Origin of the sequence: Brenneria sp. g21c3 (assembly GCF_040240345.1) — a bacterium.
Classification (GTDB): domain Bacteria; phylum Pseudomonadota; class Gammaproteobacteria; order Enterobacterales; family Enterobacteriaceae; genus Brenneria.
Genome location: NZ_JBEIAB010000006.1, coordinates 114241 through 126545, shown reverse-complemented (window position 1 = coordinate 126545; position 12305 = coordinate 114241). Strand labels below are relative to the sequence as shown.

Here is a 12305-nt window from a genome sequence, read left to right as displayed (position 1 = left end):
GCTGTCAGTTAAAAGGTTTCAGATCGACGCGCGCCATCATTGCAGCCAACTGAGGCCGGTCGGTAATACCAACATTACTTTGGCTCACGGCAAGTGCGGCAACCGCCGTCGCCAGACGCAAAGTATGTTCACTGGACTCACGCATTAATAAGCCATAAATCAGCCCCCCGACCATGGAGTCGCCGGCGCCCACCGTACTGACTACTTCACATGCAGGCGGTTTTGCCAGCCATGCGCCCGATGCGTTGACCCACAGCGCGCCTTCGGCGCCCAGCGAGATCACCACATGAGCGATCCCTTGCTCGCGCAGCGCGTGCGCGGCATCGACCACATCATCCAGCGTAGGTAATTTACGTCCCGCCCAGATTTCCAATTCGCGGCGGTTCGGTTTCACCAGCCAGGGAGAGGCTTTCAACCCCGCCACCAGCGCATCGCGACTGCTGTCAAAAATAATGCACGGACAATGACTGCGTAAGCGGGACATCCAGTCGGTGAAGGCATCCGGATCAACGCCGGCAGGCAAACTCCCGCTGACGGCGACCATATCGAACTGCCCGAGCCAACTCAGGGAGTCATTAACAAAGCGCTGCCAGTCTTGCGACGTGACTTCAAAGCCCGAAAAGTTGAGATCGGTAACGTCTCCGTCTTTTTCCGTCAGTTTGACATTGATACGCGTACGTCCCGGTACAACCTGAAAACGGTTTGCAATGCCCAGTTCACTGAACAACTGCTGGAAACCATCCTGATTGTCTTTTCCCAGGAACCCACCCACCGTGACATCAATCCCGAGGTCTTTCAGTACCTTGGCAACGTTAATGCCTTTGCCTGCGGCATGCAGACCCGCTGTCTGAACCAGGTTGACTTCGCCCTTTTCAACTTCTGGGCAATAGCCGACCAGATCATAAGCCGGATTCAGGGTAATGGTGGCGACTCGCCTGCTCATGCTGCCCCCTCGCCTAAGCCAGAATTAATTGCTTCACCGATAGCGGCCAGCGCCTGTTCGGCATCGTCGCCGCTCGCCGTAAAGCGTAGTTTGTGACCTTTCTTCACGCCCAATGCGATAACTTTCATCAGGCTGCGTCCGTTCACCGGTTTGCCCGTGCCGTTAAGATTCGCGACGGTGATATCGCTGCTGAACTGCTTAATGACATTAACCAGCGTCGTCCCCGGACGCGCGTGCAGACCATGCTCGTTACGCACGGTAAATTCCGCCGTCTGCACGCCGCTCTCTTCCGGCACGTCGCTGGTCAGCAAGGCCAGCAAGGTAGCGGCATCGGCTTTCAGCAAGCGTTCAGCTTTCTGTTCGGCCAGCAGTTTCGTCAGATAATCGATCGGCGCGTAGGCCTGATCGTCCGTCGCAGCGACCGTCACGAGCAACGCGACGGATTCGCCATCCGCCTCGAAAGGCGCGGCGGGACGAGCGACGGCCGCGGCGCTGCCGAGGTTGCCTTCAGCGCTGTCGCTGAACCAGACGCCCTGCCCCAGATTCAGCGGCTTATTGCTCACGACATGGCTGACGAAGCTGGCGTCCGCGGCGCCGATCTGTTGCAGGCGACCGGCATTCAGCGCTTGTAGCGTCAACAGATTGTCTGTCGCCACATCAAGCGAAATCAGCGAGGTATCAAAACGAAACTCCGGCATTTGCTGCTCGCCCATCAGCAGACTGCGCAGCTCTTCCACCGAGGTGGTGCTCGCCAGACGGGCCGCGACGCGATCGTCGCTCAGCACATGCGTCAACTGGCGCAGCAGCGCCAGATGCTCATCCGAGCGCGCCGCGATGCCTAATACCACATAGGCCGTTTGATCGTCGCCCCAGGCGATGCCCTGCGGAAATTGAAATACCTGAACGCCCGTTTTCAATACCAGATCGCGGGTATCCGTGGTGCCGTGAGGGATGGCGATGCCATTGCCCAAATAAGTGGATGTTTGCGTCTCGCGCTTCAACATACCGTCAACGTATGCCGCGCTGACGCACCCGGCCTGAGTCAGAGCTGAAGCAACAAGCTGTATAGCTTCCTGCTTACTGCCGGCGACCGCGCCTAAATGAATATCTTGTTGTGACAACTGGAACATGGCTCTCCTCGCTTGCTGAAAGTTGAATCGTTTCAGCTTTTATGAGAAAAAATGTGTCTATTGAGAAAAGCGTTTCAAAAAAAGTATCGCTGAAACGTTTCAATGAGTCTGTTTCCATTACGTCATTTATGCAAGCATTCCGCATCATTGTCGTAACGAATTTATGACGTCACGCACATTTTAGTCGCCAGGCGACGCCCTGGTAAGATAAAAAATCGCCTTTAGCTGAAGCGCTGCTGAAGAAAAATATCAAAACAGCTTTTCTGTTTTTTTATAAACCGGCGTAGTATGACGCGTCCACTTCACTTTTTGTCTGCTTTTTAAGCGCCATCACCCTATGCACACATCCGTCAGCTCCGCCCGACGTCAGCCCGATCTGACCTCGCCGGCGTTCTTGGTTATCGCTTTTCTGACCGGGATTGCCGGCGCATTGCAACTCCCGACGCTCAGTCTCTTTCTTTCGAATGAAGTTCAGGTGCGGCCGTTTCTGGTTGGCATGTTTTATACCGGCAGCGCGATCATCGGCATTATCGTCAGCCAGATATTGGCGACGCGCTCAGACCGGCAAGGCGACCGCAAGACGCTGATTTTTCAGTGCTGTTTACTTGGCGCGCTGGCCTGCGTTTTATTCGCCTGGAATCGCAACTACTTTATTCTGCTGTTTGTCGGCGTGCTGCTCAGCAGTTTTGGCTCGACGGCGAATCCCCAGCTATTCGCGCTGGCGCGGGAACATGCCGATCGCACCGGCCGCGAAGCCGCGATGTTCAGTTCCGTATTACGCGCCCAGATTTCGCTTTCCTGGGTGATCGGCCCCCCGATCGCCTTTGCTCTGGCTCTGGGATTCGGCTTCACCACGATGTATCTGACTGCAGGCGTGGTATTTGTGCTCTGCGGGATACTGGTCAGGATTTTTCTTCCGTCCATGCCGAAACAGGCGATCAAAACCGCCGCCACGCTGGAGTCTCCGCGCAACAACCGACGGGATACGCTGCTGTTGTTCACCGCCTGTACGTTGATGTGGGCGTGCAACGGCATTTACATCATCAACATGCCGCTCTATTTGGTTCGCGAGCTTAATCTGCCGGAAAAACTGGCGGGGATCATGATGGGTACCGCCGCCGGGTTGGAAATCCCGGCCATGCTGATCGCGGGTTATGTCGCCAAACGTTTTGGCAAACGCTTTCTGATGCGACTGGCCATCGCCTCCGGCTTGCTGTTTTATGTCGGATTATTGTTTCTCGACAGCGAAATCGCCCTGCTGACGATGCAACTGCTGAACGCGATTTTTATCGGCATTCTCGCCGGGATCGGCATGCTGTATTTTCAGGATCTCATGCCCGGTCAGGCAGGGGCGGCGACCACGCTTTTCACCAATACCAGCCGCGTGGGCTGGATTATTTCCGGTTCGCTGGCGGGTATCGTCGCGGAAATCTGGAATTATCACGCCGTCTTCTTTATCGCATTGATGATGATCGCCGGTTCCGGATACTGCATGTGGCGAATTAAAGACGCGTAGCGCGGCGGTCATTATCAGGCGCCGTATCGGCCTCCAGTTTGACCAGGTAAACAAGCGCCTCGTCACGATGGCTAAAGCACATATCCGCCCGCGCCTGAAGCCCTGAACAAACCGCCGGTCTGAGCGGCGAACCGAATATTCCGCAACGCATGTGCGCATCCAGATGAATACATGGCGTATTGGCCGGTTTGCCATTCGGCATGCCCGGCAGCGGGGTCGAGATTGATGGGGCGATGCAGCATGCGCCGCAACCGGAACGACAGTCCATCAGCAGGCTCTCCGGCGGGCTGGCAAGAAAGAAAAGATCGTCCGTCACCATAACAGCGATTAAGACGCACGCCAACGTTTGTTCATGTTATCGACAATTAATGCTGACAACGATACGCGCCGCATGAAATCCTGCTTGCCTGAATCCGGCGGCGCGAGTAACGTGTCGCCACAAAAATCTCACTCCTCATAACAGGTAATTTTTATGGCAAGAGCGAACGAAATTAAACGCGGTATGGCCGTTAACTATAATGGCAAATTGCTGCTGGTGAAGGACATCGATATCCAGAGTCCCAGCGCCCGCGGCGCCAGCACGCTGTATAAAATGCGTTTTTCCGACGTGCGCACCGGATTAAAGGTTGAAGAACGCTTTAAAGGCGATGATATTCTCGACACCATCTCCTTGACGCGCCGGACGGTTACCTTCTCTTATATTGACGGCGACGAGTATGTCTTTATGGATGATGAAGATTACACGCCATACAACTTCAAAAAAGATCAGATCGAAGAAGAACTGCTGTTCATTCCCGAAGGCGGCATGCCGGGTATTCAGGTACTGAGCTGGGATGGCGAAATCATTGCGCTTGAACTGCCGCAAACGGTGGATATGGAAATCGTCGACACGGCGCCCGGCATCAAAGGCGCATCGGCCAGCGCCCGCAACAAACCGGCGACGATGGCCACCGGTCTGACTATCCAGGTGCCGGAATATCTGAGCGCCGGTGAAAAAATCCGCATTCATATTCCAGAACGTCGCTATATGGGACGAGCTGAATAATCGCTAAATATGCGTTACAAGCCAGGGCGCGACCTCGCGTCGTGGCTTGTAAACATGTCGGCACTTCATTACAGATAGGTAATCGTCAGCACGCTCTGCGTCCGCTCAGGATTAATCCATTGCAGTCGCGCATTATCAATAAACTCAGGTAACCCCTTGCTGAACGCTTTCGCAGAGCGCGCGTTGTATTGATAAGAAGCCTGCTTGCCGCCATGGTGACAAGACAGGCCGACTGCCGCCTGTTTAGTGCTGACGACGCAAGGTCCTTCAACGATTGCGCCGGTAAATCGGATAATCCCCCCGGCAGCGCCGGTTGATGCCGATGTCGCCCCAGCCGCCAGCGAACACAGCGTCAGTCCGCTGAATAGTGCCCATTGCTTTAATCTACGCATAAACCGCTCCGTTTTTTCTGGATACGATCCGGGTATCGGCAAAAGGTAGGCTGAACATTAATTAATTCAATATTATTTCTGATGTAACATAAGCAAGACCGGCGCCTGCCCACACTGGTTTTCTAACTATGTTTCGATTAGGAGTTTATGTTGCTCACCAAAATCAATCTCATCACCGGATTTCTTGGCAGCGGGAAAACCACCACCATCCGTCACCTTCTTGCTCAGAAACCCGAAGATGAAGTCTGGGCCGTATTAGTTAACGAGTTTGGTGAAATCGGCATTGACGGCGCACTGCTGGCGGACAGCGGCGCCGTATTGAAAGAGATCCCCGGCGGCTGTATGTGCTGCGTGAACGGTTTACCCATGCAGGTAGGCCTGAATATGTTATTGCAGCAAAAAAAACCGCACCGCCTGTTGATCGAACCTACCGGTTTGGGCCATCCGAAGCAGATCCTCGCACTGCTGACGGGCGAAAGTTACCGACCGTGGCTGACGTTGCAGGCGACATTATGTCTGCTGGATGCGCGTCAACTCAGCGAATCACGCTTTACCGAAAATGAAAATTTCCGCGACCAACTGGCCGCCGCCGATATCATCGTCGCCAACAAGCAGGATACCTACCTTGAGGCGGATCGCGACATGTTGCAGAAGTGGCGACAGGACAATAACGATACGCGTCAGGTAGTGATGGTCAGCCAGGGACAAATCGATCGGCAGCTACTGGATCAACCTCGCCGTAATCTACGCGAACTGCCCGACGGCGCTCATCACCATCAGCATAACGCATCGCAAGGTCTGGCTGCGCTGCGGCTACCGGGCAATGAACCCTGGCGTCGATCATTAAACCAGGGCCAGGGCTATCACGCCTGCGGCTGGATTTTCAACGCGGAAACCATCTTTGATACCGCGGCGCTGCTGGACTGGGTTCGCCTGTCGCCGGTCAGCCGGGTCAAAGGCGTTATGCGCATTAAAGAAGGCACGCTGATCGTCAACCGCCAGGGGGCCGATCTGCGTATCGAAACGAAAGCCGTCGCGCCGAACGATAGCCGTATTGAACTCATCAACGACGCCCCTGCGGAGTGGAATAAACTACAGTCGGTGTTGTTAAAGGCCCGTTTAACCAATATAGGATAGAATAGTCGTTTGGTTTAATTGTTATATTGAGTGATTTGTTTCATGTCTTGGCGCAACGCTTTATCTATTTTGCTGCTCAACATAGTAGGCATCGGACTTTTTTTATCCTGGTATTTACCGCCGGATCACGGCTTTTGGTTTAGTTTAGATCGTCATATTTTCTTCTATTTTAATCATCAGCTAACCCAAAGCACGCTGTTCCTGAAACTGGTGGCGATCGCCAACCTGCGGGCATTTGATGCCTGTGCGCTGATTGTGATGGGATTGTTGTATCTGTCATTTTATCTGAAGGCGGCGCCTCCCGAACGTCGGCGTTTACTGATTATCGGCATCGTTATGCTGATCAGCGCCCTGGTCTTAAATCAACTGGGACATCTATTGCCGGTTCGGCATACCAGCCCCACCCTCTATTTTCATGATATTTACCGGGTGAGCGACTTGACCGATATTCCGGCGAAAGATGCCTCCAAAGACAGCTTCCCGGGCGATCACGGGATGATGCTGATGGTGTTCGCCGCATTTATGCTGCGCTACTTTAGCCGTACCGCATTCGCCATTGCCGTGGCAATCGTGATTATTTTCGCACTGCCGCGCGTGATGATCGGCGCGCACTGGTTTACTGATATTGCGGTGGGTTCGCTTTCCGTCGTTTTGGTGGGATTGAGCTGGCTGCTGCTGACGCCGGCCAGCGATACATTAATCAATCTGTTGCATCGTTATTTACCCGGCCGTTTTTCCCCGCGGAAAAAAACGTCGTAATCTTATCCAACTTGCGGATCTTTTTGCCGGCCGCTTAAGCGGTCGGCGTCGCCCGCTAATTTTTCCCTTATTATCTAAAACCCCGTCATGGCACTGCCGACATCACGCCTTTTTCCGACACATTTTTTAAAGGAAAAAGCCCTCCGCTTAAGATTTTTTACATCGCCGCTTTTTTGCTAATCACATCATTAAATCTTATAAATAAAATAGTTAAAACCGCTCGCAATCTGCCGATCAATACGGTAGTCTCGGTAAAGTTTGCTTTTTGCCTCTCTTTAAGCTAGCGGCATAAGGAAAATAATGTGCATTCCAACACACTTTCTTTGTTCAGTGTTTGGCGAAGCGCAAGCCCTGTTTTAGTCTGAATCTCGTTTTCGTTTGGCATTGATAACGGTATTTATCGTTAAGGACATCAAGGAAGCATAACACTAATGGTCAAATCTCAACCGATTCTGAGATATATCTGGCGGGCGTTGCCTGCTTTTGCGATAGCGATGACGCTTACCGCATGTAGTAACAACAGTGTATCTAACAACCAAAACCCACAAACTGAGATGCATGCAGTTAATGATAAAGACGGCCTTTTACTGCAAGCCTCTCAGGATGAATTTGAAGCATTGGTTCGTAACGTGGATATCAAATCCAAATTACTTAACCAATATGCCAGTTGGAAAGGCGTACGTTACCGCTTAGGCGGCGACAGCAAAGGCGGCATTGATTGCTCCGCATTTGTTCGACGCACTTTCCGTGAACAGTTTGGTATGGATTTGCCCCGTTCAACCTCCGAACAGCAAGCAATCGGTCAGAAGGTGCAACCCGCCAAGCTGAGTCCCGGCGATCTGGTGCTGTTCCGCGCCGGTTCAACCGGTCGCCACGTCGGCATCTATGTCGGCAATGGACAGTTTGTTCATGCCTCCACCAGCAGCGGCGTCATGATTTCCAACCTGGATGACAGCTATTGGAAAAAACGCTACCGGGAAGCCCGTCGCGTGCTGAGTAAAGGAACCAACAGCTAACCGATTTTCATCCCTGATGTATCCCGATGCCAAACGAGACAGCAAACGCCGCTTAGCAATAAGCGGCGTTTTTTTATTCGTCCCATCCCTGGGACTCACCCTGCGGGCCGTCGCATGCGACGTTGAAAAACGCTCCCGGCGTTTTTTTATTCGCCCCATCTCTGGGGGTCTCCCTGAGGGCCGTCGCCAGCGACGTTTTTTAATTAAAATTTCCCAAACAATTTCTTACAGAGGTTGCAACTTGCAAGACAGTGATTATGGTAGGTTTATTGCTGCCATTCATGGTAAAAAGGGAAAATCGCGTTTACGGGAGGTAATGTCTGTTATTTCAACAACTTTATGTCGCCCAAACCGCTCTGGAAAACCATGCCTGCATGCAGGTATCCGATAAATCCTTGTTGGTCCGCAGGAGATTACCGTCAAGATGTTGAAAAGCGTCGTTACCGCCGTATTACTTTGCGCCCTGCCTCTGGGGCTGCATGCCGAAACGATCGAACACAGCACGTCTTTCGCTATTTTAGGAGAACCTAAATACGGCGCGGACTTTCGCCATTTTGACTATGTCAATCCCGATGCGCCGAAAGGCGGCAGCATCACGCTCAGCGCGCTCGGCACCTTTGACAACTTTAACCGTTACGCTCTACGCGGCGTAGCAGCGGCCCGCACCGAGCGGCTCTATGACGCCCTGTTCGTCAGCTCCGACGATGAGCCCGGCAGCTATTATCCGTTAGTCGCCCAATCCACCCGCCATGACGCTGATTTTCACTGGATAGAAGTCGACCTCAACCCCAGCGCTCGCTTTCATGACGGTACGCCGATTACCGCGGCCGATGTTGCGTTCACCTACAATATGTTTATGACGCAGGGCGTCCCCCAGTTTCGCATTTACTTTAAAGGGGTGACGGCCAAAGCCGTCGCGCCGCTGACGGTGCGTTTTGATTTTCCCGTCCCCGATAAAAACCGCATGTTCAGCCTGCTTTCGCTGCCGATTATGCCGGAGAAATTCTGGAAAAATCATAAGCTAAACGAACCATTGCCCTACCCGCCGCTGGCCAGCGGCCCCTATCGCATTACCGCCTATCGCACCGGGCAATATGTTACCTACTCGCGCGTGCAGGATTACTGGGGCGCCGACCTGCCGGTAAATAAAGGCCAGTACAACTTCGATAAGATCCGCTACGACTACTATCTGGATGACAGCGTCGCGCTGGAGGCCTTTAAAGCCGGCGCCTTCGATCTGCGTAGCGAAGGCTCGCCAAAACATTGGGCGACGCAGTATCACGGCGGCAACTTCAACCGGGGCTACATCATCAAGCAGGATCAGGAGAATCAGTCCGCACAGGACACGCGCTGGCTGGCGTTCAATATCCAACGCCCGATTTTCAGCGATCGCCGGGTTCGCCAGGCGCTGACGCTGGCGTTTGATTTTAACTGGATGAACAAAGCGCTGTATTACAATGCTTACCAACGCCCCGACAGCTATTTCCAAAATACCGTCTATGCCGCAAAAGGCGAACCGAGCGCGGATGAACTTGCCTGGCTGACGCCGTTGAAAGAGAAAGTGCCGCCGGAGGTGTTCGGCCCGCGCTATCAGCCGCCGTCATCCGACGGCAGCGGCTACGACCGGGAAAACTGGCTCAAGGCGTTGGCGCTGCTCAATGAAGCCGGCTGGGAACTGAAAGATCGGCAGTTAATCAACCGCCGCACGGGAAAACCGTTTACCTTTGAACTGTTGCTACAGAGTGCGGGAAATTCCCAGTATGTGCTGCCTTTCCAGCAAAATCTGAAAAAGCTGGGCATCACCATGACGGTGCGCAATATCGACAGCGCCCAGTTTAACAGCCGCCTGCGCAAACGCGATTTCGATATGATCCCCACGCTGTATAGCGCCTACATTTACCCCAACACCAATTTGCAAACGGAATGGCATTCACATTATATCGACTCCTCCTACAATACCTCCGGCGTGCAGGATGCGGCGATCGATACCCTGGTTGAGCAAATCATCGCCCATCAGGGACAGGCCGGCCCTTTGCTGTCGTTAGGACGGGCGCTGGACCGCGTACTGACCTGGAATCAGTTTATGATCCCGATGTGGTATTCCAATCATGACCGTTTCGCCTACTGGAACAAGTTCGCCATGCCGGCGGTGCGTCCGGCCTATTCACTGGGTTTCGACGGCTGGTGGTACGATGTTAAACAGGCCGCCACGCTGCCGGCAGAGCGACGTTAAGTTAAGGAGTCAACGTGGGAACTTACCTGTTACGCCGCCTTTTATTGGTGATCCCGACACTGTGGGCGATTATCACCATTAACTTCTTTATCGTGCAAATCGCCCCCGGCGGGCCGGTCGATCAGGCGATCGCCAATATCGAAATGGGACACGGCGGCGGCTATACCGCCAGCGGCGGTCTCGATGCGGGCATGGCCCGTTCCGGCAGCGCAGGCGCGCCCAATATCGAGAACACCTATCGCGGCGCCCGCGGGTTGGACCCTGAGGTGATTGAGGAGATCACCAAACGCTACGGTTTTGATAAACCCATCCACGAACGCTATTTCAAACTGCTGTGGGACTATGCGCGTTTCGACTTCGGCGATAGCCTGTTCCGGGGCTCTTCCGTCATACAGTTGGTCAAGGAAAGTATGCCGGTTTCCATCTCGCTGGGATTATGGAGCACGCTGATTATCTATCTGGTTTCCATCCCGCTGGGGATCAAAAAAGCGGTTAAAAACGGCACCGCCTTTGATACCTGGAGCAGTACGCTGATTATCATCGGCTACGCCATTCCCGCCTTTCTGTTCGCCATTTTGCTTATTGTGGTGTTTGCCGGCGGCAGTTATCTGGACTGGTTCCCGCTGCGCGGGTTGGTATCCAGCAATTTTGATACCTTGCCCTGGTACCAAAAAATCACCGATTATCTGTGGCACATCGCCTTGCCGGTGTTCGCTACGGTGATTGGCGGTTTCGCCACCTTGACCATGCTGACGAAAAACTCGTTTATGGATGAAATCCGCAAGCAGTATGTGGTGACGGCCCGCGCCAAGGGGCTGGATGAAAAAAGCATTCTCTACCGTCATGTGTTTCGCAACGCCATGCTATTGGTGATTGCCGGCTTCCCCGCCACCTTTATCAGCATGTTCTTTACCGGCTCGCTATTGATCGAAGTGATGTTTTCGCTGAACGGTTTGGGGCTTCTAGGCTATGACGCCACATTGCAACGCGACTATCCGGTGATGTTCGGCACGCTGTATATTTTTACGCTGATCGGTCTGTTGCTGAATATCATCAGCGATATGACCTATACGCTGGTTGACCCGCGTATTGATTTCGAGGGACGCCAATGAGCCGATTAAGCCCGATTAATCAGGCGCGCTGGGCGCGCTTTAAAAGCAACCGCCGTGGCTACTGGTCGCTGTGGATTTTCCTGGCGCTATTTGTCGTCACGCTCTTTTCCGAACTGATTGCGAATGATAAACCGCTGTTGGTGAAATATGACGACCGCTTCTACACGCCGTTCATCGTCGACTACAGCGAGCAGACATTCGGCGGTCAATTCGACACCTCCGCCGATTTTCGCGATCCCTACATCGCCCAGCGCATCGACAGCCACGGCTGGGCCTTATGGCCGATGATTCGCTATAGCTATGACAGCATAAATTACGCAACCACCGTCTCTTTCCCCTCGCCGCCGTCATGGCAAAACCTGCTGGGAACCGACAGCCAGGGGAAAGACGTCGTGGCCCAGGTCATGTACGGATTCCGCATATCCATGCTGTTCGGCCTGGCGCTGACGATAATTTCCAGCCTGATCGGCATTACCGTCGGCGCCACGCAGGGCTATTACGGCGGCCGGCTGGATCTATGGGGCCAACGCTTTATTGAGGTCTGGTCCGGGATGCCGACCCTGTTTCTGATTATTCTGCTTTCCAGCGTGATCCAGCCCGATTTCTGGTGGCTGCTGGGCATCACGGTGCTATTCGGCTGGATGAGTCTGGTAGGGGTGGTGCGGGCCGAGTTTCTGCGCACCCGCAATTTTGACTATATCCGCGCGGCGCAGGCGATGGGCGTCAGCGATCGGGCGATTATGTACCGCTGCATGCTGCCCAATGCGATGGTCGCGACCCTGACCTACCTGCCGTTTATTCTCTGCGGATCCATCACCACGCTGACTTCGCTGGACTTCCTGGGATTTGGTTTACCCATGGGGTCGCCCTCGTTAGGAACGTTACTGCTGGAAGGGAAAAATAACCTCCAGGCTCCCTGGTTGGGCATTACCGTATTTATGGTGCTCTCTATTGTGCTGTCTTTACTTATTTTTATCGGCGAAGCGGTGCGCGACGCCTTTGACCCCAGCAAGGCGCATTAA

12 protein-coding genes are annotated in these 12305 nt (G+C 53.7%); 8 read left to right on the top strand and 4 right to left on the bottom strand.

Annotated elements, in window-relative coordinates:
• Positions 1–4: 4 nt before the first annotated feature.
• Both fruK and fruB read right to left on the bottom strand, forming a co-directional pair.
• Entirely contained in the window at positions 5–943 is a 939-nt protein-coding gene (gene fruK / locus ABRZ28_RS11750; RefSeq protein ID WP_319602829.1) for a 1-phosphofructokinase, read from the bottom strand.
• A complete protein-coding gene (gene fruB / locus ABRZ28_RS11745; RefSeq protein ID WP_319602830.1) occupies positions 940–2073 on the bottom strand; it encodes a fused PTS fructose transporter subunit IIA/HPr protein in 1134 nt (377 codons plus the stop codon). The genes fruK and fruB overlap by 4 nt, the downstream gene beginning before the upstream one ends.
• Positions 2074–2410: 337 nt before the next feature.
• Between fruB and ABRZ28_RS11740 the strand changes: the two genes are divergently transcribed.
• Positions 2411–3589: a sugar efflux transporter gene (locus ABRZ28_RS11740; RefSeq protein WP_330520330.1), complete on the top strand. Its 1179-nt coding sequence runs from the start codon at positions 2411–2413 to the stop codon at positions 3587–3589.
• Here ABRZ28_RS11740 and ABRZ28_RS11735 read toward each other — a convergent pair.
• Positions 3576–3857 (bottom strand): YkgJ family cysteine cluster protein, encoded by a 282-nt coding sequence (locus tag ABRZ28_RS11735; protein ID WP_319602952.1) that lies wholly within the window; start codon positions 3855–3857, stop codon positions 3576–3578. The genes ABRZ28_RS11740 and ABRZ28_RS11735 overlap by 14 nt on opposite strands.
• A gap of 204 nt (positions 3858–4061) precedes the next feature.
• Between ABRZ28_RS11735 and yeiP the strand changes: the two genes are divergently transcribed.
• Positions 4062–4634: an elongation factor P-like protein YeiP gene (gene yeiP, locus ABRZ28_RS11730; RefSeq protein WP_249246346.1), complete on the top strand. Its 573-nt coding sequence runs from the start codon at positions 4062–4064 to the stop codon at positions 4632–4634.
• A gap of 68 nt (positions 4635–4702) precedes the next feature.
• On the opposite strand, the gene ABRZ28_RS11725 is transcribed toward yeiP, so the two are convergent.
• The gene (locus ABRZ28_RS11725) at positions 4703–5026 is read right to left on the bottom strand and encodes a YmdA family protein (protein WP_319602832.1); all 324 of its coding nucleotides are present in this window, start codon (positions 5024–5026) and stop codon (positions 4703–4705) included.
• A gap of 150 nt (positions 5027–5176) precedes the next feature.
• Here ABRZ28_RS11725 and ABRZ28_RS11720 point away from each other — a divergent pair, with 150 nt between their 5' ends.
• The 6 genes from ABRZ28_RS11720 to ABRZ28_RS11695 all read left to right on the top strand — a co-directional run bounded on the left by ABRZ28_RS11720 (position 5177) and on the right by ABRZ28_RS11695 (position 12305).
• The gene (locus tag ABRZ28_RS11720) at positions 5177–6163 is read left to right on the top strand and encodes a CobW family GTP-binding protein (RefSeq protein ID WP_330520388.1); all 987 of its coding nucleotides are present in this window, start codon (positions 5177–5179) and stop codon (positions 6161–6163) included.
• Positions 6164–6205: 42 nt separating this feature from the next.
• A complete protein-coding gene (locus tag ABRZ28_RS11715; RefSeq protein WP_330520329.1) occupies positions 6206–6922 on the top strand; it encodes a phosphatase PAP2 family protein in 717 nt (238 codons plus the stop codon).
• A 431-nt stretch (positions 6923–7353) separates the two neighbouring features.
• The gene (gene mepS, locus ABRZ28_RS11710; RefSeq protein ID WP_319602834.1) at positions 7354–7938 is read left to right on the top strand and encodes a bifunctional murein DD-endopeptidase/murein LD-carboxypeptidase; all 585 of its coding nucleotides are present in this window, start codon (positions 7354–7356) and stop codon (positions 7936–7938) included.
• A 424-nt stretch (positions 7939–8362) separates the two neighbouring features.
• Complete coding sequence (locus ABRZ28_RS11705; protein ID WP_330520328.1) at positions 8363–10171, top strand: extracellular solute-binding protein; 1809 nt, start codon at positions 8363–8365, stop codon at positions 10169–10171.
• A 14-nt stretch (positions 10172–10185) separates the two neighbouring features.
• Positions 10186–11283, top strand: a complete 1098-nt coding sequence (locus ABRZ28_RS11700; RefSeq protein WP_319602836.1) for a microcin C ABC transporter permease YejB — start codon at positions 10186–10188, stop codon at positions 11281–11283.
• On the top strand, positions 11280–12305 hold the full coding sequence (locus ABRZ28_RS11695) for an ABC transporter permease (protein ID WP_319602837.1): 1026 nt from the start codon (positions 11280–11282) through the stop codon (positions 12303–12305). The genes ABRZ28_RS11700 and ABRZ28_RS11695 overlap by 4 nt, the downstream gene beginning before the upstream one ends.